Below are 19,967 nucleotides of genomic sequence, written 5' to 3'. Positions count from 1 at the left end.
CCACTCACTCGGACTGGTAAGGTGGTTCGATTATTACAATATCGGCAATAACCGGAATTCCAGCGGAGGAAATACACGGAGACTCCTGCGGGAGCTAAAGGCTACGGTGAGGCCCCGCGCGCCAGCACGAGGAGGCTCATCAGCAGCCCTAAGGTGCGCGAAGTGTATTTCCGGAGCGGTGGATTAACAAGTATATCAAGATATGTCGTCTTTTATATCTTTTGTGTCAAAAGCAACTTACTAAAAACCTTACTTCACAACAGAGCCATTCGCAAGCGTTTGCTCAACAGAGGCTAGTGCGAGTTTCCCGGACTCATCTTCGCCGCTGAGAACCATTCCTTCAGATAGTTTGCCGCGTAGTTTTACAGGTTTTAAATTGGTTACACAGATGACCTTTTTACCAACTAAGTCTTCAGGTTTGTAATGTTCTGCGATCCCAGAAATGACTTGGCGCTTCTCTGTTCCGATATCAAGCTGCAATTGCAGCAACTTGTCAGCCTTTTTCATTTTTTCGGCTTGAATGACTTCCGCTACACGCATATCCAGCTTCATGAAATCATCAAAGGCAATTTGTTCTTTTTGCTCAGGTACCTCTTTCTTAGCAGGTTCCTCTGACGTGTTTTGCATCATTGCTTTAATGGTTTCAACTTCCTTTTCCACATCCAGTCGCGGGAAAATAGGGTCACCTTTTTGGACGCGGGTTCCTACTTTAATTTGCCCGTCTGCATACACACTATCCCATTCTTTTAGCGAATCATCAGTAACATTCAATTGCCTGAATATCTCTGCAGGTGCTTCTGTTAAAAATGGCTGAAGCATAACAGAAGCTTTGCGCAAGGATTCAGCAAGATGGGCCATCACGTTTCCGAGACGCTCTTTTTGACCTTTATCTTTTGCTAGAACCCAAGGATGCGTTTCATCAATATATTTATTTGTACGGCTGATGAATTGCCAGAGCGATGATAGCGCAACAGAGAATTGCATGTTTTCAAGCGCGTCTTCCACTTTTTCAATCGTTTCTTTGGAAAATTGCTCTAACTCCTCGTCCACCGCTGCCTCGGAAGGGCGATATGCAGGTATTTCCCCATCAAAATATTTTTCAATCATGGCTACCGTTCGATTTAACAAATTCCCAAGGTCATTTGCCAAGTCATAATTGGTACGCTCAACGAATCCTTCCGGGGTAAATACTCCATCTGATCCGAATGGAACTTCTCGGAGTAAGTAGTAGCGCAACGCATCTAGACCATAACGATCTGTGAGCTTAACCGGGTCAACGACATTTCCTTTTGATTTAGACATTTTACCGTCCTTCATCAGAATCCATCCATGTGCGAATACCTTTTTCGGTAATGGCAAATCAAGTGCCATGAGCATAATTGGCCAATAAATCGTATGGAAACGAACAATTTCCTTACTCATTAAATGCACGTCGGCCGGCCAATATTTTTCGAATTTCTTCGGATTGTCGGTACCATACCCAAGTGCTGTAATATAATTACTTAGCGCATCGATCCACACATAAATAACGTGCTTCGGATCCCCTGGGACTTTAATTCCCCAGTCAAACGTTGTACGAGATACAGCCAAGTCCTCCAGACCAGGCTTTATAAAATTATTCAGCATTTCGTTTTTGCGGCTTTCCGGTTGAATAAAACCAGGGTTATCGTCATAAAACTGAACAAGTCTGTCTACATATTTACTCATTCTAAAGAAATAGGATTCTTCTTTTACCTTTTCAACAGGCTTCCCGCAATCCGGGCAATGTCCGTCCTCCAACTGACGCTCTGTAAAAAAGGCCTCATCTGATGTACAATACCAGCCTTCGTATTCATCAAGATAAATATCGCCTTGCTTCACGAGCTGATCAAAGATCTTTTGAACTACCTTTTTATGGCGTTCCTCGGTTGTACGTATAAAATCATCATTTGATATTTTAAGTTTTTCCCACAGATCCTGAATACCACTGACAATCCCGTCTACATAAACTTGCGGCTCCATGTCGTTTTCTTCAGCTTTCCGTTGAATTTTCTGGCCATGTTCATCGGTCCCGGTCAAGTACATGACATCATAGCCACGCATACGTTTATATCTCGCAATCGCGTCACCTGCAACGGTTGAATATGCATGTCCAATATGCAAATTTCCACTCGGATAATAAATCGGTGTTGTTATGTAGAATGTTTTCTCATTTTTGGGCATTCGTGTTACCTCCTTAACTCGGCTACCAATTAATATTTAAAACTATTTCCATTGTAGCGATTTAATCGCCATTTGCCAAATCCTGCGCAAAATTTCCTATAAAAAGGAATTGACACAAAAAGGAATTATTGGTATCCTGTTGACAATGTCGAAATATGAGGATTTTTTTAACAATTACATTTAATGGAAGCGGATGCATGCGGTATTTTTACCGATCAGCATTTTTTCCAACCTTCAGAGGGGAGAAAAAGCATGAAATCTACTGGAATTGTACGAAAAGTCGATGAACTTGGACGTGTTGTCATACCAATTGAACTACGCCGCACACTTGACATTCACGAGAAAGATGCAATGGAGATTTATGTCGATAATGAAAATATTGTTTTCAAAAAATACAAACCAAGTATGACATGCCAAATTACCGGCCAAACGTCTGATGATAACTTATCATTTGCAAATGGAAACCTTGTACTCAGCCCAGAAGGAGCAGAGGAGTTAATTGAGGAAATTCAGTCGCGGTTGAGTAGGTGATATAATAGAGAGGGGGCTGACGTGTGATTGTAGTCATGTGTCAGCTTTTTTTGCACGCAGACACATTTCATCAACATTCTCTGGGACAATTGAAGATGCAGGATGCAGTGTGACGGGAACTGCTTCGGGGGTAAAAGGTGCATTTTTTGCTAAATATATGGAAAACAACAGTTTTGAACAACCTTTAAATCTAACAGTAGAATAAGGTTAAGAAATTCAGGAAGGATGGCCGAATTATGGTGCAGATCTCGAAAGTTCATGTTAAAGATTTCGATGTTTGAAGTATTGGTTGATTGACTTTAGCTTTTTGCCTCCATCAGGAACGTATCACCGGGTAAAAAATATATTAATCTTTAACATTTCCTTTCCCATAATTACTATCCACTGTGGACAAACTAAGAGAACTCACGTGCCAGTAATAATCTTTAAAAGTGGAAAGCCGCATTTTTGATTGAATGCGACTCACAGTTTGTTCAAAAAATTAACAAAAAGTTGGTTAGTTATGCAGTTATACTAATAAACCAAAATGTTGTAAGCCTTATAAGCTACCGTTTTGATCACAATCTATTGTGATATAAGAAGCTACTTCTTTTAATTCATTGACTGTATTACGGCAGAAATTGATTGCAAACAAAAGCATTATTAATGAAATAAATAATTAAGCTTACTTAGGTCACTCAATTATTCTTTTGTAATAGCCGTTCGCTATGTCCTCTAATACTGGTTTACCTTTTGGCTTCCATCCAAGCATTATCCTAGCTTTTTCAGCACTTATCCTGCTATTGGAACTAAAAGCGTAATGTCCTCCCTCTGCTCCCCATTCGCCGATAGCATCGTCTATGGTCATGCTTTTTGTTTGTGTTCCTAATTCAAAAGTTTCGTTTATCTTTTCGGCGATCTTTTTAAAGGATACCTCACCATTTCCAGCGAAGAAAAGCGACCCTGAGGGGGCATTTTCCAATGCTAATGGAAAAAGGTCTACAAGGTCATCAATATGAACAGTGGACCATACATTTTTACCTTTTCCAACATGATGGGCTGCTCCCCTTTCCAGGGCAACACGAATCATTCCAGGTACCTGATTGCTGTCCCTTTTTATTCCTCTTCCTTCTCCATAAATTAGGGTAGGGCAAATGACAATCGTACGAATACTCCTATTTGCAGCTTTAACTATCATCTGATTAAGGGAAAACCAGGCTATTTTTTCAGGAGAAGGATCAATTGTTTCTTCATGATAAACCTGGGGACTATATTCGCCAGCTGCCTTATCACTAACGATGCTTGAACCACTAATGTGAACAAATGTTTTCCCAGTACCTTCTAAGGCCGTAAGAATAGTAGCTACTGCATAAGAGTTCTCTGCATCCGCAGCATTAATAACAATATCAGCCTGTTTAACTGCAGACATTAATGGTTCATAATCATATAAGTCGCCATGGTGTGGAATGATCCCTATCTCTTTTAATTTTTTTGCACCATCCATTGATCTGACTAACCCTGTTACTTGATAACCTAAATCCATTAATTTTACAGCAATTGATCCACCAATATATCCTGTAGCCCCAGTTATAAACACTTTGTTACCTATCATTTTACAAGCCCTCTATTTTTAATTATATAGTTACCCACCTTTTTTACCGTATCCCCCTTGCGTATTGAAAAGGAGGATTTACCTTACGAGACAATGCCTTTTCTGCGTGTAATCCCCAGTAAGGATCATTGAGCATGCCTCGTGCGATAGCCACAAGTTCAGCATCTCCATTAGAGATCGTTGCTTCTGCAAGGGCAGGGTCACTTAATTTCCCAACTGCAATAACCGGAAGACCTAGTTGCTTTTTAAATTCACGTGCAAAAGGAACTTGATACCCCGGGGTATTTTTTGGCTTGCTTTTTCCTGGAGGGCCTTCACCACCACTGGATACATGGAAAAGATCCACACCTGCTTCTTTAAAACGGTTAGCCATTTTTATCGAATGCGATAAATCATAGCCATCGTCCACGTATTCAATGGCAGACATCCGCATAATGAGAGGCATCGTTTTAGGCATGGCACTTTTAACTGCTCTAACCACTTCTTCTCCAAAAAGCGCTAAGTCTTTTCCATATTCATCGGCGCGGTTGTTGATGCTTGGTGACATAAATTGATGCAATAGATAACCGTGAGCACCATGTAACTCAATCGTGTCAAACCCTGCTTTAACAGCTCGTTCCGTAGCTTCTTTAAACTGTTGAACGGTTTCTTGAACTTCTCGTGTAGTTAAAGTTCTTGGGGATTTAAGTTCACCATTCATCGTTTCTTCCGGCAGAACCTCTACAGGAATGTCGGAAGCACCAACAGGCTGGGTGGCATCTTCAGCTTTGCGTCCAGCATGTGCAATTTGAATACCGACCTTAGCGCCGTGTTTGTGAATCTCACTGATGATTCGTTGGTATTCTGGAATTTGATGGTCTGACCAAAGACCTAGGCCACCATTAGTAATTCGGCCCTCGGGTGTTACACTCGTCATTTCCATGATAATTAACCCTGTTCCACCGACAGCTCTAGAAACGTAATGTACGAAATGCCAATTGTTTGGAGCACCATCTTCTTTGTCAACGGAATACTGGCACATCGGTGACATGACGATGCGGTTTTTTAACTCTAAATTTTTGATGGAATAGGGGGTGAGTAAATTATTCATTGTAATACCTCCTTACTATTTGCTTGCGCATGCATATAAAATAAATCAAGGATACTGTATGCACTTAAACGCTTATTTATTTGCTTGCACATACATATATTAAACGGTATGCTATAATTGTGTCAATACATCGAAACAGAAAGGGTTATAAATATGAACGATAATGAATTGTTTACAAACTGGATTAACCTTACAAAATATCATGATCGCCTATTGAAAGCTATGGACTATTCGTTACACCATCAATTTCAATTAGGTATTAATGAATTTTATTTATTATACTTCCTTGCACAAACCGACGAAAAGAAAATGCGTCTATCAGATCTGCTCCCAAAGGTCGGTCTGAGTCATAGCGCATTGTCTCGATTAGTATCAAGGATGGAAAAATATCGGGGAGAGTCATTGGTCGAGCGTAAGACCGATGAGGAAGATAAACGCTCTATTGATGTTTTACTTTCAGAAGAAGGGGAACGACTAGCAGAGGAAATGTTGTCGTTGCTTAATAGCACGCTGAGTAAACAGTTAAGCGAAAAAGACATTAATAGGATTAAGGAGTTATTTGATTAGAAAGACTCCAACGGAAAAAGACTATTCAGAAACGGGCACTTTAGCGAAAGAACACAAGTAGAAAATAATAAACTTTTCCCAAAAGCAGATACTGACCATTTTGCTGAATTGGGCTTTTATAAATCCCTTTTGTTAAACTTCATTTAGACCAACGTTGATATCCTATAAAAATTAAACAACCGACAATTTGCGTCAAGGAATTAAATGGATACTTGGATCTCCGTATTTACCGGGGTGACTATTGCCTCGTCCCGCGTTCGCAAGCATTCGTTCCACGCTCATGATGGTTCGTCCCGCGTTCGCAGGTGTTCGTTCCGCGATCATGATGATTCATTCCGCGTTCACAGGAGTTTGTTCCGCGCACAGACCAGATCTTACCGGGACAAGGAACCTATCCCTATGTCCCGACATGATAAGCCCGATAAACATCCCGTTTCAGCAACTTCCTATCCACCGAAGCTTGCTTAATCGCCTCTTTACTGGATAAATTACGCTCTTCCATATAGTAATTCACATGTTCAATCACCGACAAATGGCTCCACCACAGCGCATTACCTTGCTCTTCCAGATCAGAAGAAGGAGCCCCTTCAACAACGACGCAAAATTCACCTTTGAGCTCGTTTTCTTGAGCCCAGGAAATAAGTTCTTCCATTGATCCACGAACATATTCTTCAAACCGTTTCGTCAATTCACGCGCAATCACAACTTGACGATTACCAAGCTGCTCATTCATTACATTTAACGTATCCTTCAGGCGATAAGGTGATTCGTAAAACAGCAACGTCGCCTGAGTTGCTTTCAACCGATGTAATGCTTCTATTTTGTCCTTCTTTTTTCGTGGCAAAAAACCGTAAAAGTAAAACTCCGCAGGCGGCAGTCCGGATCCAACTAACGCACATAAGGCTGCATTCGCCCCCGGCAAGACAACAACAGACTGATCCCTGCTGGTAGCAGCTTGCACCAACTCATAGCCCGGATCAGAGATTGCCGGCATGCCCGCATCACTGACAATAGCAATTGATTCGCCGTTTTCGACTCTCTCCAATAACTGCCCCTCACGCGCCAGCTTATTATGCTCATGATAGCTGATCAAGGGTGTCGCGATGTCAAAATGATTGAGCAGGTTTTTCGTGTTTCTCGTATCCTCTGCAGCAATAATCGATACAGATCCCAATATTTTTAAGGAGCGATACGTAATATCCTCCAAATTCCCGATCGGTGTTGGAACAACATATATCACGCCATTCATCTCATCGTCAAAGCTTTTCTGTATGTTCACTCTGCATCACTTCTTTCAGCCTGTCCCGAATTAACTTAAATTTCTCGTTTCGGGAAAGTTGTTTGATCTGGTATTCCCTCTGCATTGCTTCTTCTTTGCTTGAAAATTTCTCCACAAAGACAACCTGAAAAGGCCCTCGTCCACGGGTATACTTTGCACCATTTCCTTCTTTGTGCTTGTTCAAGCGGTTCTCTAAATCATTCGTATACCCCGTATATAACGAATTATCGCCACATTTAAGTATATAAACCGTATGTTCATGTTCTGTCATAGATAATACCCTCTGCCTCTTCTGTATAGGTTCCATCCGCCTTGTAAATATAGAGCGGAGGTAAAATTTTTAAATCTGCTTTCCCATCACGAATGCCTTCCACTAATAACATGTTAGCATCTTTGCCTTCCTTGGGATAAATAAACTGCAAGCGTTTTGGCTCCAGTTTATATTTCCGAAAAAGCGTAATAATATCAACCAATCTCCCCGGACGGTGCACCATCGCAACCTTCCCGCCGGGTCGAACATGTAATTTACAAGCTTTCACAACATCTTCCAGGGTAGCGAAAACCTCATGTCTGGCGATTGTCAAATATTCATTATGATTAAGCTCCGTATCGTTTGGTGTACGAAAATAGGGCGGATTGCATGTCACCACATCAAAACTACTCTGTCCTAAAACCGTCTGCATTTCCTTTAAATCCCCGTGGATCATTTCTAATTGTCCGTTTAGCTCATTCATGCTTACATTTCTCTTCGCCATACTAAAAATACGTTCTTGAATTTCGACACCCGTTATGTGAGCGTTTGTCCGCTTCGCCAGCAACAGTGGAATAATACCGTTTCCGGTACATAAATCCAAAATCCTTCCTCGTTTTATCGGTACATAGGCAAAATGTGCAAGCAATACCGCATCAAGCGAAAAGGAGAATGCTGTTGGGCTTTGAATAATCTTCATGCTTTCATCTGCTAATGCATAATCAAGTCGTTCGTCATCATATAGCTGTACCATTGTCTAACCCTTTCTATGCAAGAAAAGCTGCCCCGGATCCTAGGGCAGCTATAATATATGTTATTTGGTTCTATTAAATAAATCAAGACAGAATATGCAATCCGCATTTTGCCTTGGACTACCGAATTCCAGATTACAGATATGAAAGCCTTCTTCATACAACCTGGCTAGATTATCATAGCCTTCACCAGGAATTGTCTTAGAAGGGCTCTTTTCATTGGATCCTTCTCTTGCTTCATCATCTTCCTCAGGATGATCCAAATGTTTTCGCAAATTATGGTTTTCCATAGCAAGGCGATGATTTTCTTCCAACAAATTACTCAATTGTCCCTTCAAATCACCAAGTTGCTCATATAATTCCCCAATTCTCTGTTCCATATCCGAAACTTGATCAAATATTTGTCTGTTATTCACGCCTCATCACTCCGTTATTCTGTGGCCCTAAGCTAAAATGCCTTCATCGATTAGCTCATCTAATGTATACTCAACTTGGCGTTCTTTTTCTGGGATATCGACTTGGACGAGTCGTTCAAGGATGTTTAGCCCTGCTACTTTTCCATTACCGAATGGCGTCTTAATAGCCTGGCCAATATCCGGTAATTCACGCTTCGCTGTTTCATATTCATCATTTTCGTATTTCAAGCAGCACATCAAGCGACCACATAACCCGGAGATTTTTGCCGGATTCAGGGAAAGGTTTTGGTCTTTTGCCATTTTAATAGATACAGGTTCAAAATCTCCCAAGAACGTGGAACAACAAAGCATTCTACCACATGGGCCAATTCCGCCTAGCATTTTCGCCTCATCGCGAACACCAATTTGCCTTAGCTCGATACGTGTTTTGAACATGGCAGCCAGATCTTTTACCAGATTACGGAAATCAACTCTCCCGTCCGCTGTGAAATAGAAAATAATTTTATTACGATCAAATGTATATTCTGCCTCTACTAGATTCATATCCAGATTATGTTCTTTAATTTTCTCTGATCCGGTTTTGAAGGCTTTATCTGCATTCTCCTGATTTTCCACAACCGTATGCTTATCTTTCTCATCCGCCTTGCGAATCACTTTCTTTAAGGGAAGGACAACATCTTCCTCATCGACTTGTTTATGGCTGATAACAACTTTTCCAAACTCGATGCCGCGAATGGTCTCCACAACAACATAGTCGCTTGCAGAAAGGGCCTCTGTACCTGGATCAAAATAATATATTTTACCCGCTTTTTTAAAACGGACGCCAATCACATCAATCATGCGATATATCACCTCTGTATATGAAGTGTAAGCTGTTCAATCACTAATGTCGGATGAACATTCTGCTTCAAGTTTCTTTTCGCCTGCAAAATCGCATTCAAAACCGTTACCAGTTTCTCTTGTGAAAAAGTCATTGCTGCCTTTTCCAGCATTTCATTTTGCGGTGCGAAAAAAACCATGGAATCTTCATTTCCAATATGGTAATAAAGAATATCCTTAAATGCCAGAAGTAATAAATCCAATCCTTGCTCCTGTTCATTTCTTTCCTTGAAATGGTTCACCCAATGATTATGAATAAACAGAAATACATCTTCAGGATTATTTGTATAGACTCTTACCAATTGTACCACTAACTTTCTTGCTGTGGCAAACCACTCATTGTCATTCCAGGCAAACGCATCATCCAAATTATTCGTTAACGCACTCATTAAAACAGCATTTCCCTTCGTCATCCCTTCTTCTATTAAACGATGCTGGAAGGAAACTGGGTCTAGCGGCTTGAGATCAATCACCTGACAACGGGATTTGATCGTTGGTATAATCCACTGGCTATTTTCAGTCAGCATTATCGCCGTCGTCTGTCTGCTTGGTTCTTCCAAAAACTTCAGAATGCGGTTTGCGGCATTAGCTGTTAACGTATCAGCACCTTTAATCACATACACTTTTTTATTGGATTCAAGGCCTGAATAAGTAAACTCCTTTTGCAAGTCTCTAATCTGTTCTATTTTAATCGATTGCCCATCCGGCTCCATCCAATGCACATCTGGATGGTTCCCGGAAGCAATTCGCTTACATGCATTACACATGTTGCAGGGTTCAACCCCTGTTTTATTCTCGCAAAATAAATCCTTTGCAAGTAGTAAAGCAATGGCCTCTTTCCCCGTACCACGTGCTCCCTGGAGTAAATACGCATGAGAAATACGGTCTTTTTTTATGCTGTTTGTAACGATTTTACTTGCCAAAGGCTGTACCTCTGCAACTTCAGACCATGTTTTCATAAGTACCCTTCCATTTCTCACGTATATATATTAATCAGCAGTCCCTTAATCTCACCTATGAGGCCAAGGATGTCTACCGTCTTTTTTTCCTGATTCATCATTTCCTCGGTTAATTCAAGGAGTTTCGCGTCTACTTCCTTAACAACTGCTAGTTTACGATTCTGTCCTTCCATATTAAAGCCATACGATTTTTGTAAATCAAGCCCATTATATACCGTTTCTTTCAGGAAATCTTTAACCATACGCTTGAATTTCGTAATGTCACGAAACGACCTAAAGCGGGCCACTTTATCCCCTTGCATTGTAATATTCTTCATGAGCTGCTGTAATTCCTGCTGCTTTAGATGCTTTGTTTGGGACTGAAGCTGCTTATGAAATGCTTGTGTATCAGCTGATTGCGGGCGCGTATACTCTTTTTTAGTTTGTGTTTGCATTTCCTGGCTTATTTTCATGCGTTCAGTCCCCTTTTTAAATCTCTAAAATTGATAAAACGATTCAATTGGCAGAATGAACACAGTTGCTCCACCTACTTCTACTTTGACCGGTCTTGGGATATAAGAATCCGCGTTGCCGCCCATTGGCGAAATCGGTGCAACCATTTGTTCGCGGTGTGAGCAATTATCGCGAATAACTTCTAATGCTTCATCGACATAGTCATCCTTACACCCGATCATAAGGGTTGTGTTACCTTCTTTTAAAAACCCACCTGTTGTCGCAAGCTTGGTTGTTTGGAATTTCTCTTCTCCTAAAGCATCGACAAGGCGATTGGAATCCTTATCCTGAATAACTGCAATAATCAGCTTCATGTGGCATACCTCCTTTACTCACTTTTTTGTAGATAAGAAAGAATACGATCCATGGCTTCTTTTTCAACAGCTTCCATCGTTTGGTCTGCGTTGATCATTTGCATCCTATCCGCAAATCGCTTCATGAGTATATGATAAGCTTCATATACCTTTTCATGAAAATGAAATTTTTCCAAATCCAAACGATTTCTTTCTCTATCTTTATTCGCTTTGATACGCGCTAATCCCTTTTTGGGGTCAATGTCAAAAAATAACGTTAAATCAGGCATTGCATCTTGTACGGCAAATTGGTTGATGGCAAAAACTTCATCCATCCCAAGTCCACGCGCATGGCCCTGATAGGCAAGGCTACTATCAACAAAACGATCACATAGGACAATTTTGCCCTGCTCCAGTGCCGGCAATACCTTTTCGACGAGATGCTGTCTTCGTGCTGCCGCATATAGCAAAGCTTCGGTTCGCTCTTCTATCTTTGTATCCTTTGTATCCAGCACGATGTTTCGTATTTGTTCTGCGATTTCGATACCACCGGGTTCACGTGTTGCGAGCACGTCGTACCCTAGATCCTGTAGTTTGCTGTTTAAAGAATGGAGAACCGATGTTTTACCAGCACCCTCGCCACCTTCAAATGTTATAAAATGTCCACTCACATGTCTTATCTCCTTCGTCGTTTACGTGTATATCCGAATACCTGGATCCCTTTGTTGAATCTTCACACCCCGCTCAACCAGGGTTTCTATTATTTCGATATGCGGTCCTGTGATTTTTTCTCCTTTTAGAATAACAGGAATTCCCGGCGGATATGGAATTACCGCTTCTGCTGCTATATGTCCAATTGCTTCATGAAAAGAAAATTGTTTATCGTTTAATTGATTCATTTCCTGATAATCCAAAGTCAATTCTTGAATATCTTGCGTGAAAAGCTTTGTTATCTCTATTGTAGCACGATTATCCTGATTTTTTAATTGATCACCCACGTTTTGCACGGCTTTTTTCAGTTTATGAAAGTTGCGAAACGGTGTGAGACCATGGATAAATAGGATCTGATTATGTGTAACAAGCTCCGGATAGATGTTTTGTTTTTCAAAAAGGTCTGCGATATCTTTTGCAGCAATGCCATTTTTCATGTGTAACGTTATTTTCAGTGGGTCATCTGTAGATAGAATTCTCCAATGATCAGAGGCTTGCAGGATCTCCCTTACCATTGAAGCGCTATAGATGATGTTATCTATTTCTTCTGTTTTCATGATTGCTAGAAACGCACGCGCAATATCAAGTGATGCCATCAATGGATAGGAAGGGCTGCTTGACTGGATCATCTGCAGGTAATGTGCGATACGGTCCTTTGAAAGAAGCCTGGACTTCATATGTAAAAAAGAAGCCATCGTCATCGCAGGCGCCATTTTATGGGCAGATTGAACAACAACATCTGCCCCCAGGTCCAAGGCTGACGGCGGAAAGGAATCACCAACGGAGAAATGAACCCCATGAGCTTCGTCTACGAGCACAGGCATATGGTATGCATGCACTGCATCTATCATTTCTTTTATCGCATATGTTTTCCCGAAGTAGTCCGGGTAAGTAAGCACTACCGCTTTTGCATCCGGGTGCTCATGAAGTGCTTTTCTTAAGGTATCTTGGCTTGGACTGATATAACGATCAACTTCCCGGTCATATTCCGGCGCTATAAATACCGGTCTTGCACCACTTAGCTCCAGCCCGTTCATCACCGATTTATGACTATTTCGCTGCACAATCACCTTATCCCCACCGTTACATGTAGCCAAAATCATCGCCAAGTTGCCGGCAGTGCTTCCACCAACAAGGAAGAAAGTATGATCTGCCTGGAAAAAGTCCGCTGCCAAGTTTTCCGCTTCGGCAATTGCTTCTGTTGGAGCGTGAAGGTCATCCAGACCAGGGAGCTCTGTCATGTCCAACTTTAAAATTGAGTCGAAAAATTCCCGTGCGTAGGTAGGGAATAGAAGGCCATTTTTATGTCCGGGAACGTGGAAGGAGGTTGGGCTCGTGTTATTAAATTGTTTTAGGGTTTGGAATAGTGGGGTGTGGTGATGATTCATATATGTATCTCTCCATTCAGAAATTAAGAATTGAACTCTTTTTAGTTGTTTTCTCTTCTATAATAAATAGATAAACAGAGAAATAGATAACACCATGAGTTGATTCGTGCTTATAATCAACGAAAACACTGTATTAGCAATGGTAGTAGAACCTAATAATGCAAATAAGAATAGCCCAATTACTGCAGTGGGAGCCAATGCAAGTATAAAAGCAGTAAAGCTAATAAGGGATAAATTTGCCTTTTTTCTTCATGTTCTTTTCTTTCACTTTTATAAATCCATACAGACATCAATAAAAATGAAATAACAAATACAACGATTACCGGTATAACCATTGTCATGTACACACTCCCAGTATTGAGTCACCCAGTTCAGCAAGGGATGGTTTGGCTCTTTACTAATTGCTAAAGCGATTTATTTTAGTTTAGCAGTAATGCATACATTATAAAATAGGGTGATTAACGTTTGTCATAATAAACACCATGGTGGCTCCCATCTGATCAAAAAGTACGAGCGTGGTATAGCGGATAAGGGACGTAGAGACAGGTCCCTCGTCCCACCCGCATCGCTATGATACAATGGGCCAATATGAATGATCGATCATTTGGAAAGGAGGAAGCATATGCGTTATCCAGAAGCCTATGTCGATTTCCTTGTTTATTTTCAGGGCGTACGGGATTATTTCGAGTGTCATGAAATTTTGGAAGACGAATGGAAAAAGGTACCGCCTGAAGAAAGAAAGGCTTATTGGAAAGGGTTCATCGCCATTGCCGTTTCGCAATACCATCACCGCCGAGATAATTTTAAAGGTGCCGAACGCGCCATGCAAAACGCCATAACACGTCTGGAAAAAGATCAGTCATTGCTGCACGCTTTTGGTTTAGATGGGGAAATGACATTGCAGTTGTTTGATGAGAAATTGACAGCTATTCGCGCAAACAAACCTTATGAAAGCATGAATCTGCCAATTATTGATGCTGAACTTCTGGAACTATGCCATCAACGTTCTCAAGGTAGAGGGTGCACATTCGGTAATCCAAGCGACATGAGTGATGAGGCCTTGATCAATAAGCATCGCATGCCAAATAGAGACGCTGTTATTTCGAAGCGGGAATCCATGTATCGAAAGAATATGTAAGTAAGACGGGTGGCCCTCGCCCACTCCCAAACAAAAAAAGCCCTTGCTGTGCAAAGACTTCTAATTTATGAATATAATTTCGGTTTGCTTACATTTTTTAATTTTCTTAGGTAGTAGTTATATTTCTCTTCCCTGGGCTCGGTATGAATCATATTATATTCACATTCACTGCAAATAAACATCGTGTACAAATGAATACCCCTCGCCTTTTCTTCCTCACAAATACCACAACGCTCAAAGAAATTAATTTGTTTCATGTCCCCACCTCCGTTATAAATTAGTATCTCCCAATCTAACGGATTTTATACAAGGAAACTTTGAAACTTATATTTTCTTCTTTATCCAACCCATTTTAAATCAAAAACAAATGAATCGCAGTCAGTGAAGCGAGCCCAAATATCCCCAGAAATCCGGATACAATCACAGTAAACAGATTAATAGGAATATGCAATCCTATAGCTCCACCAAACACATTCAGGAAAAACAAAAACAATATACCAATACCCAGTTTCACGGCACCTTGTCCAATAAAACGCATCGGCTTAACCGGGGCACCGATAATCAATAATAAAACAATTAATGCAATCATAATCGAAATAACAACAGTAGAACTCAATGCAAATCAACCCCTTTTCCTTGTCCCCTTATTAGTACATATGATTAGAGAGGTGGAAAAAGAACTGAAAGTATGAGGCAATTTCTACTCCCAGGTAATTTAACAAACTACTTTTACCTAGTATGCATTACTAAACATTAAATAGCGAGGAAGAATTTTTATTAGTGCTAAACCAACCATATTTAAAAGTTATTGCAAATGGAACAAAATAATATACATACCGACCGATAATATCATTGTTTCAATTAAAGATGCTTTATTAAATTTATTATATATTCTAAAATCTAAAATCGCTTGAGCAACTATTAATATAAATAACAATCCAGCCAAACAATAGTATTACTTAGATTGAAAATAGCCGAAATAAACAAGATTACAGGACCAAACATTAATTTTGTTTAAAGATTATATTCCTGTAATCTTGTATATATAGTTCTCTCTTCATTCACCAATAAAGACACCTCCAAATATATAGTAACCTGAATTATTCATAGATTACCTAATATGTTTGACTGTCAAGGTTGGAGCTCATTTCAATAGTGAATCAAATAATTTGCAATTGGTTTTGTATACTTGTTTAGTTGTATCTAGTGCTATAAGGATCGTTCTTTTACCAGTAACTTCTTTACCATTTTTCGTAAACAAAAAGCACCGCGAAAATGCGATGCAATTTTAAAGTTTGCTGGAATAAGAAAAGCCACATCGTTTTAACAGATACGACTTTGTAATAAGTCTATTTACTTGGATGAATGGTACATTTCATGCCATTCCGCTTGCTGATCCTTCCATACACACTTTCTATTCAACATTTTGAAGTATTCCACCCGGGTTACATGATAAAAAGTAAGGCTTACAATGATGCCAATAATAACGACAATAAAGCCGACTGTAAACCATAGGAGAAAAAGAGTGAATAATCCAACCAGGGACCATTTATGGCCTTTGGTCAACTGAAAACTTCGCCATACGCCCCCGAACAACCCAGTTTTTGGCCGTTCATAAATAATATACATAGCTTGAGATAAACCTAAAAATATCCATACGCAAAGAAGGAAAAGGAGCAAAACCGCCAAAATAATTAGAAATTTTATTTCTTCCACATTACCCCCTCCCTTATCCATAAAATCATATAAATACGAATATAACCAAGGGACAAAATACCTTATATCCCTTAGTTCATTGTTAAATCCTAATTTCATCCCTAAATCCTAAAACGCTACATCAAATGAAGTCCCTGCACCAACTGTTTCTTCCGTTTTCATATTCATCGGAACACCCGTGATCTGGACAGTCAGATTGTTTATTTCCTCCGCAGTCAAATTGTCATCATCCAACATATACACTAACGTGGTATTTCTTGGTGTCTGTGTATCAAAAGTACCATTGGATTTTCCACTAAACATATCATGCGCTACTAACTGTGCAGCGTTCAGTTGAAGCGTTGTAGAAGCAAAGAAGAATTGCATTGGATCATCAACTGTATTCTGAAGTGTCGCATCCATTTGTATAAATGTCACTTGATCCCCAGCTATACCAGCTGTCGCTTCCTCTGTTACATCACCACTTACAAGGCTTATATTTTCAAATTGAATATGTATTGGCCCTACTTCCACTGGATGAATGTCCGTCGTTTGTTTTTCAATCGTGAAGATCCCTGTATCATTTTCTACAGTTTCGCCTTGAGCTCCATCAACCGCAAACTGCCCTTTGGGATAATAGTCAAAACCAGCGGACTCCTCCGATTCATCTTCTGTCTCCTGCTGTTGCTGTGCTTCATCCGAACTGTTTGCTGAAGATTCTTCTGGTTTGTCTTCCACCTCTGCTTCGTTCTCGTCATTCGCCTTTTGCTGAGCCGTTTCTTCCCCAATATCTTTAGCTGCTTCTTCTGGCTCGTCAGCTGACTCATTCTGGCTCTCCGGGGATTTAGCATCTTCTTCTACATCTTGCTGCGCGTCTTCTGACTCCTCTTGATTCTCCCCATTTCCTTCGATCTCTGTTTCTGTAGCACTGCTTCTATCAACTATGGAACTAACCATATTATTCCATTCTATATTCGAACCATCAGAACTGTAAGCAGATAAAACAGTGAAGAAAGCAACTTTTATTAACCAACCGTCCAATTTTAATCCCCCCTTATAGATTTCCTTTCATAAGAGTAGCAAGTATAAAGTGAGAAAACAAGAATACTTTTAAAAAACTTGTAGAGAAAAACTTCCAATTTTTAAAAATCTACTAATCCAACTCCCGTACCTTTTTATTCGATACGAAAAAGACAAATAAAGCAGATAATAGAAAAGTAGCCGTATTAATACTATATGCAATGTAAAATCCTATAGCAGCAGCAACTAGCACCCCTCCAAGTAATTGACAATGTAACCGAGCCATCATCTTCATGGAAGAGATTAGCGTTAAAATAAAAAGAATTAAATGCAGCATGAAGTTGCTCCTTACTCAACACGGCCCACTCATCACGATTACGTTGCACAAATTGAGGCCCTTTAAGTATTACATCATCATTAAATTGCTCCCAATGTTTATGCACATCAGAAGCCTTACGAATAGCATCATCATCCCTCCCGACATTTCCAATAGTAGCATAATGTATACAGTAACTGCTATTTCACCTGAAACTTAATAAAATTACTCATCCCTTTTTGGAATAGAAGAACCCAACGTGCATTAATGATTAATTCAACAGTAAACATGTTATACTTAAAGTAACATGATATACTATAAAAAAATCTAACCTTGAGGTGATCAAATGAAAAAAGTGAATATTAACGACCTCAACCAATGGATAAATAAGCGAAAACCTGAAGTAGAACGATCCATTATTAGAAATCGCGATTCAGAAAGGTTAATTCGAACGCGTGAGCGAGACAAAGATGAACAAAAGATTATTGATAAACTCTGTATAGAGCGCTGGAAAAAAGCTGAACAAGAAGGCAAAATAAAATATCTTTCAAAACGGAAGTGGTTTTATGATTTCGATTGAAGAAGCTAAAATCAAAATTGAGCAATTACAAGGGAAACAAAAATTCGAAAAAATGGTACAAACAACAGCAATTTTAACAAGCCTTTTCGAAATTGAAGGGCTAAAACCTATTATTGTTGGAGGCTTAGCTGTAGAGATCTATACACGTAATGAATATACTACACTGGATATTGATATCATATTTAGCCAACGAGATATAGCTGATAAGTATTTGAAATTGCTTGGCTTTGTTTCTGAAGGGCGTCATTGGTATCACGATGAGCTAATGATCAGCGTTGAAATCCCAAACGATATTCTTGAAGATGCAGATAATGAAAGAGTTGTTGATTTAGTATTAAAGGATGGCCTTCATGTCTATGTAATAGGATTAGAAGATATTATTTTAGATCGATTACGTGCCTGTGTTCACTGGAAATCATCATCCGATTGTGAATGGGGAAGAAGGTTATTTTTACTTCATTTTGAACGTATAGACATAAACTATTTAAAAAATATAGCCCAAAACGATCAGACCATCCATACAGTGAATCAGTGGTTAAATGAAAAAAGGGATGGTTAAAATCATTATACTTCTCACCGCCATACTGGGTAAAAAGGAAAGACAAGGGCACATCAATCCTACATCCCTTGTCTATAACACGTCCTATTCTACTAATCTATCAATCAAACCCGCTGCATCGCACTAACCTTCCGATGCCTCGCTTCACGCAGTAAAAACATATATTTCGCCTGTGCCAGTGCTTCTAAGTGATGGCCTGTGTATGGAGATTCAATGCTTTGTTCTACAATGGATTCAATTTGCTTCCATTCTCGTTCCAATGCAAAAATCGCATCTAATAATTCCCCGTCCACATCTGTTTTCTTTATATTCCCCATGTGCTCACCTAACTCCTATACGTCTCTTCTGCCCTCTAATGCTTTTGATAATGTCACTTCATCCGCATATTCCAAATCGCCGCCAACCGGGAGGCCATGTGCAATTCGTGTCGTCTTAATCCCGGATGGTTTAACAAGGCGTGAAATATACATCGCTGTTGCTTCCCCTTCGATGTTTGGGTTTGTAGCTAGGATCAGTTCTTCTACTTCTTCATCTTTTAAGCGATTAATCAAATCAGGTACATTGATGTCTTCCGGGCCAATTCCATCCATTGGGGAGATGGCACCATGAAGGACATGGTATTTTCCATGAAATTCCTTCATTTTCTCCATGGCGATGACGTCTTTAGGATCCTGCACGACACAAATAATCGATTGATCGCGTGACGTGTCCTGGCAAATGGCGCATGGGTCCTGATCGGTAATATGTCCACATGTAGAACAATGTGTTAGCTCCCGCTTTGCATTTACCAGATTTTTCGCAAAGTCCATGACATCATCATCTTTCATATTTAATACATAAAAAGCCAGACGGACTGCCGTTTTCGGTCCGATACCTGGCAATTTTGTAAAACTGTCAATCAGTTTAGAAATCGGTTCTGGATAATACATCAAGTTGCCTCCTAGAACATTCCCGGCATGTTTAGCCCTTTCGTGAATTGTCCCATTGTGTCATTTGTTTTATCTTCAATTTGTTTAAGTACATCATTCGTTGCTGCAAGAATCAAGTCCTGAAGCATTTCCACGTCATCGGGATCGACGACTTCTTCTTTAATTTGAACATCGGTAATTTCTTTTTTTCCGTTTGCCGTAACGGTAACCATTCCGCCACCTGCAGTTGCTTCAAAGCTCAGTTCATGTAGCTCTTCTTGTGCTTTTGTCATTTGCTTTTGCATTTTTTGCATTTGCTTCATCATGTTATTCATATTTCCCTTCATGGAA

At 40.0% G+C, this 19,967-nt stretch carries 28 protein-coding genes; 6 read left to right on the top strand and 22 right to left on the bottom strand.

What is annotated here, in order from left to right:
- Positions 1-249: 249 nt before the first annotated feature.
- Positions 250-2,202: a methionine--tRNA ligase gene (metG, locus tag KFZ58_RS00335; RefSeq protein ID WP_235792923.1), complete on the bottom strand. Its 1,953-nt coding sequence runs from the start codon at positions 2,200-2,202 to the stop codon at positions 250-252.
- Positions 2,203-2,454: 252 nt separating this feature from the next.
- Between metG and abrB the strand changes: the two genes are divergently transcribed.
- Both abrB and KFZ58_RS00325 read left to right on the top strand, forming a co-directional pair.
- A complete protein-coding gene (abrB, locus tag KFZ58_RS00330; RefSeq protein ID WP_235794623.1) occupies positions 2,455-2,733 on the top strand; it encodes a transition state genes transcriptional regulator AbrB in 279 nt (92 codons plus the stop codon).
- Positions 2,734-2,770: 37 nt separating this feature from the next.
- Complete coding sequence (locus KFZ58_RS00325; protein ID WP_235792922.1) at positions 2,771-2,938, top strand: hypothetical protein; 168 nt, start codon at positions 2,771-2,773, stop codon at positions 2,936-2,938.
- A 468-nt stretch (positions 2,939-3,406) separates the two neighbouring features.
- On the opposite strand, the gene KFZ58_RS00320 is transcribed toward KFZ58_RS00325, so the two are convergent.
- A complete protein-coding gene (locus KFZ58_RS00320; RefSeq protein ID WP_235792921.1) occupies positions 3,407-4,324 on the bottom strand; it encodes an NAD-dependent epimerase/dehydratase family protein in 918 nt (305 codons plus the stop codon).
- A gap of 43 nt (positions 4,325-4,367) precedes the next feature.
- A complete protein-coding gene (locus KFZ58_RS00315; RefSeq protein WP_235792920.1) occupies positions 4,368-5,414 on the bottom strand; it encodes an NADH:flavin oxidoreductase/NADH oxidase in 1,047 nt (348 codons plus the stop codon).
- 153 nt (positions 5,415-5,567) lie between these two features.
- Here KFZ58_RS00315 and KFZ58_RS00310 point away from each other — a divergent pair, with 153 nt between their 5' ends.
- Positions 5,568-5,981, top strand: coding sequence for a MarR family winged helix-turn-helix transcriptional regulator (locus KFZ58_RS00310; RefSeq protein ID WP_235792919.1), 414 nt, complete (start codon positions 5,568-5,570; stop codon positions 5,979-5,981).
- Positions 5,982-6,378: 397 nt separating this feature from the next.
- On the opposite strand, the gene rsmI is transcribed toward KFZ58_RS00310, so the two are convergent.
- From rsmI to KFZ58_RS00255, 11 genes are all read right to left on the bottom strand, one after another.
- Positions 6,379-7,260 carry a 16S rRNA (cytidine(1402)-2'-O)-methyltransferase gene (gene rsmI, locus KFZ58_RS00305; protein ID WP_235792918.1) on the bottom strand — a complete coding sequence of 294 codons (882 nt, stop codon included), beginning with the start codon at positions 7,258-7,260 and terminating at the stop codon, positions 6,379-6,381.
- Positions 7,238-7,531, bottom strand: a complete 294-nt coding sequence (locus tag KFZ58_RS00300; protein ID WP_235792917.1) for a GIY-YIG nuclease family protein — start codon at positions 7,529-7,531, stop codon at positions 7,238-7,240. Before KFZ58_RS00300 ends, rsmI begins: the two co-directional genes overlap by 23 nt.
- Entirely contained in the window at positions 7,518-8,264 is a 747-nt protein-coding gene (locus tag KFZ58_RS00295) for a tRNA1(Val) (adenine(37)-N6)-methyltransferase (protein WP_235792916.1), read from the bottom strand. Before KFZ58_RS00295 ends, KFZ58_RS00300 begins: the two co-directional genes overlap by 14 nt.
- 60 nt (positions 8,265-8,324) lie before the next feature.
- On the bottom strand, positions 8,325-8,678 hold the full coding sequence (gene yabA / locus KFZ58_RS00290) for a DNA replication initiation control protein YabA (protein ID WP_235792915.1): 354 nt from the start codon (positions 8,676-8,678) through the stop codon (positions 8,325-8,327).
- A gap of 27 nt (positions 8,679-8,705) precedes the next feature.
- Positions 8,706-9,518: a PSP1 domain-containing protein gene (locus tag KFZ58_RS00285; protein WP_235792914.1), complete on the bottom strand. Its 813-nt coding sequence runs from the start codon at positions 9,516-9,518 to the stop codon at positions 8,706-8,708.
- An 8-nt stretch (positions 9,519-9,526) separates the two neighbouring features.
- Entirely contained in the window at positions 9,527-10,516 is a 990-nt protein-coding gene (gene holB, locus KFZ58_RS00280) for a DNA polymerase III subunit delta' (protein WP_235792913.1), read from the bottom strand.
- Between the two features lie 17 nt (positions 10,517-10,533).
- Positions 10,534-10,968, bottom strand: a complete 435-nt coding sequence (locus KFZ58_RS00275) for a YaaR family protein (RefSeq protein ID WP_235792912.1) — start codon at positions 10,966-10,968, stop codon at positions 10,534-10,536.
- Positions 10,969-10,992: 24 nt separating this feature from the next.
- A complete protein-coding gene (darA, locus tag KFZ58_RS00270; RefSeq protein ID WP_235792911.1) occupies positions 10,993-11,322 on the bottom strand; it encodes a cyclic di-AMP receptor DarA in 330 nt (109 codons plus the stop codon).
- 14 nt (positions 11,323-11,336) lie between these two features.
- Entirely contained in the window at positions 11,337-11,972 is a 636-nt protein-coding gene (tmk, locus tag KFZ58_RS00265; RefSeq protein ID WP_235792910.1) for a dTMP kinase, read from the bottom strand.
- Between the two features lie 21 nt (positions 11,973-11,993).
- Entirely contained in the window at positions 11,994-13,400 is a 1,407-nt protein-coding gene (locus KFZ58_RS00260; RefSeq protein WP_235792909.1) for an aminotransferase class I/II-fold pyridoxal phosphate-dependent enzyme, read from the bottom strand.
- A gap of 179 nt (positions 13,401-13,579) precedes the next feature.
- On the bottom strand, positions 13,580-13,741 hold the full coding sequence (locus KFZ58_RS00255; RefSeq protein WP_235792908.1) for a hypothetical protein: 162 nt from the start codon (positions 13,739-13,741) through the stop codon (positions 13,580-13,582).
- 281 nt (positions 13,742-14,022) lie between these two features.
- Between KFZ58_RS00255 and KFZ58_RS00250 the strand changes: the two genes are divergently transcribed.
- Positions 14,023-14,538 carry a DUF309 domain-containing protein gene (locus KFZ58_RS00250; RefSeq protein ID WP_235792907.1) on the top strand — a complete coding sequence of 172 codons (516 nt, stop codon included), beginning with the start codon at positions 14,023-14,025 and terminating at the stop codon, positions 14,536-14,538.
- Positions 14,539-14,603: 65 nt separating this feature from the next.
- Here KFZ58_RS00250 and KFZ58_RS00245 read toward each other — a convergent pair whose 3' ends face one another.
- The 5 genes from KFZ58_RS00245 to KFZ58_RS00225 form a co-directional block, all read right to left on the bottom strand.
- The gene (locus KFZ58_RS00245; RefSeq protein ID WP_235792906.1) at positions 14,604-14,795 is read right to left on the bottom strand and encodes a sigma factor G inhibitor Gin; all 192 of its coding nucleotides are present in this window, start codon (positions 14,793-14,795) and stop codon (positions 14,604-14,606) included.
- Between the two features lie 95 nt (positions 14,796-14,890).
- Complete coding sequence (locus KFZ58_RS00240) at positions 14,891-15,154, bottom strand: pro-sigmaK processing inhibitor BofA family protein (RefSeq protein WP_235792905.1); 264 nt, start codon at positions 15,152-15,154, stop codon at positions 14,891-14,893.
- A 737-nt stretch (positions 15,155-15,891) separates the two neighbouring features.
- Positions 15,892-16,254 (bottom strand): DUF975 family protein, encoded by a 363-nt coding sequence (locus KFZ58_RS00235; RefSeq protein ID WP_235792904.1) that lies wholly within the window; start codon positions 16,252-16,254, stop codon positions 15,892-15,894.
- A 108-nt stretch (positions 16,255-16,362) separates the two neighbouring features.
- Entirely contained in the window at positions 16,363-17,274 is a 912-nt protein-coding gene (locus KFZ58_RS00230) for an ICP22 family protein (RefSeq protein ID WP_235792903.1), read from the bottom strand.
- 112 nt (positions 17,275-17,386) lie between these two features.
- Complete coding sequence (locus KFZ58_RS00225; RefSeq protein ID WP_235792902.1) at positions 17,387-17,590, bottom strand: hypothetical protein; 204 nt, start codon at positions 17,588-17,590, stop codon at positions 17,387-17,389.
- Between the two features lie 325 nt (positions 17,591-17,915).
- Between KFZ58_RS00225 and KFZ58_RS00220 the strand changes: the two genes are divergently transcribed.
- Both KFZ58_RS00220 and KFZ58_RS00215 read left to right on the top strand, forming a co-directional pair.
- Positions 17,916-18,149 carry a hypothetical protein gene (locus KFZ58_RS00220; RefSeq protein WP_235792901.1) on the top strand — a complete coding sequence of 78 codons (234 nt, stop codon included), beginning with the start codon at positions 17,916-17,918 and terminating at the stop codon, positions 18,147-18,149.
- Positions 18,136-18,708 (top strand): DUF6036 family nucleotidyltransferase, encoded by a 573-nt coding sequence (locus KFZ58_RS00215; protein WP_235792900.1) that lies wholly within the window; start codon positions 18,136-18,138, stop codon positions 18,706-18,708. The genes KFZ58_RS00220 and KFZ58_RS00215 overlap by 14 nt, the downstream gene beginning before the upstream one ends.
- A gap of 104 nt (positions 18,709-18,812) precedes the next feature.
- Here the strand turns inward: KFZ58_RS00215 and KFZ58_RS00210 are convergent, their stop codons facing one another.
- Genes KFZ58_RS00210 through KFZ58_RS00200 form a run of 3 tightly spaced genes read right to left on the bottom strand, consistent with a single transcriptional unit; the run spans position 18,813 to position 19,963 of the window.
- Positions 18,813-19,025, bottom strand: a complete 213-nt coding sequence (locus KFZ58_RS00210) for a YaaL family protein (protein WP_235792899.1) — start codon at positions 19,023-19,025, stop codon at positions 18,813-18,815.
- 15 nt (positions 19,026-19,040) lie between these two features.
- A complete protein-coding gene (recR, locus tag KFZ58_RS00205) occupies positions 19,041-19,637 on the bottom strand; it encodes a recombination mediator RecR (protein ID WP_235792898.1) in 597 nt (198 codons plus the stop codon).
- An 11-nt stretch (positions 19,638-19,648) separates the two neighbouring features.
- Complete coding sequence (locus KFZ58_RS00200) at positions 19,649-19,963, bottom strand: YbaB/EbfC family nucleoid-associated protein (protein ID WP_235792897.1); 315 nt, start codon at positions 19,961-19,963, stop codon at positions 19,649-19,651.
- Positions 19,964-19,967: the final 4 nt, after the last annotated feature.

The sequence above is a fragment of the Virgibacillus sp. NKC19-16 genome (genome assembly GCF_021560035.1).
Taxonomy (GTDB): Bacteria; Bacillota; Bacilli; order Bacillales; family Amphibacillaceae; genus Virgibacillus_L; species Virgibacillus_L salidurans.
This window is presented reverse-complemented; position numbering and strand designations above follow the sequence as displayed.

Coding starts and splice junctions, on each gene's coding strand:
- metG (WP_235792923.1), bottom strand. CDS start 2,202: ATGCCCAAAAATGAGAAAACATTCTACATAACAACACCGATTTATTAT.
- abrB (WP_235794623.1), top strand. CDS start 2,455: ATGAAATCTACTGGAATTGTACGAAAAGTCGATGAACTTGGACGTGTT.
- KFZ58_RS00320 (WP_235792921.1), bottom strand. CDS start 4,324: ATGATAGGTAACAAAGTGTTTATAACTGGGGCTACAGGATATATTGGT.
- KFZ58_RS00315 (WP_235792920.1), bottom strand. CDS start 5,414: ATGAATAATTTACTCACCCCCTATTCCATCAAAAATTTAGAGTTAAAA.
- KFZ58_RS00310 (WP_235792919.1), top strand. CDS start 5,568: ATGAACGATAATGAATTGTTTACAAACTGGATTAACCTTACAAAATAT.
- KFZ58_RS00300 (WP_235792917.1), bottom strand. CDS start 7,531: ATGACAGAACATGAACATACGGTTTATATACTTAAATGTGGCGATAAT.
- KFZ58_RS00295 (WP_235792916.1), bottom strand. CDS start 8,264: ATGGTACAGCTATATGATGACGAACGACTTGATTATGCATTAGCAGAT.
- KFZ58_RS00285 (WP_235792914.1), bottom strand. CDS start 9,518: ATGATTGATGTGATTGGCGTCCGTTTTAAAAAAGCGGGTAAAATATAT.
- holB (WP_235792913.1), bottom strand. CDS start 10,516: ATGAAAACATGGTCTGAAGTTGCAGAGGTACAGCCTTTGGCAAGTAAA.
- KFZ58_RS00275 (WP_235792912.1), bottom strand. CDS start 10,968: ATGAAAATAAGCCAGGAAATGCAAACACAAACTAAAAAAGAGTATACG.
- darA (WP_235792911.1), bottom strand. CDS start 11,322: ATGAAGCTGATTATTGCAGTTATTCAGGATAAGGATTCCAATCGCCTT.
- KFZ58_RS00260 (WP_235792909.1), bottom strand. CDS start 13,400: ATGAATCATCACCACACCCCACTATTCCAAACCCTAAAACAATTTAAT.
- KFZ58_RS00255 (WP_235792908.1), bottom strand. CDS start 13,741: ATGACAATGGTTATACCGGTAATCGTTGTATTTGTTATTTCATTTTTA.
- KFZ58_RS00250 (WP_235792907.1), top strand. CDS start 14,023: ATGCGTTATCCAGAAGCCTATGTCGATTTCCTTGTTTATTTTCAGGGC.
- KFZ58_RS00245 (WP_235792906.1), bottom strand. CDS start 14,795: ATGAAACAAATTAATTTCTTTGAGCGTTGTGGTATTTGTGAGGAAGAA.
- KFZ58_RS00225 (WP_235792902.1), bottom strand. CDS start 17,590: ATGCTGCATTTAATTCTTTTTATTTTAACGCTAATCTCTTCCATGAAG.
- KFZ58_RS00220 (WP_235792901.1), top strand. CDS start 17,916: ATGAAAAAAGTGAATATTAACGACCTCAACCAATGGATAAATAAGCGA.
- KFZ58_RS00215 (WP_235792900.1), top strand. CDS start 18,136: ATGATTTCGATTGAAGAAGCTAAAATCAAAATTGAGCAATTACAAGGG.
- KFZ58_RS00210 (WP_235792899.1), bottom strand. CDS start 19,025: ATGGGGAATATAAAGAAAACAGATGTGGACGGGGAATTATTAGATGCG.
- recR (WP_235792898.1), bottom strand. CDS start 19,637: ATGTATTATCCAGAACCGATTTCTAAACTGATTGACAGTTTTACAAAA.
- KFZ58_RS00200 (WP_235792897.1), bottom strand. CDS start 19,963: ATGAAGGGAAATATGAATAACATGATGAAGCAAATGCAAAAAATGCAA.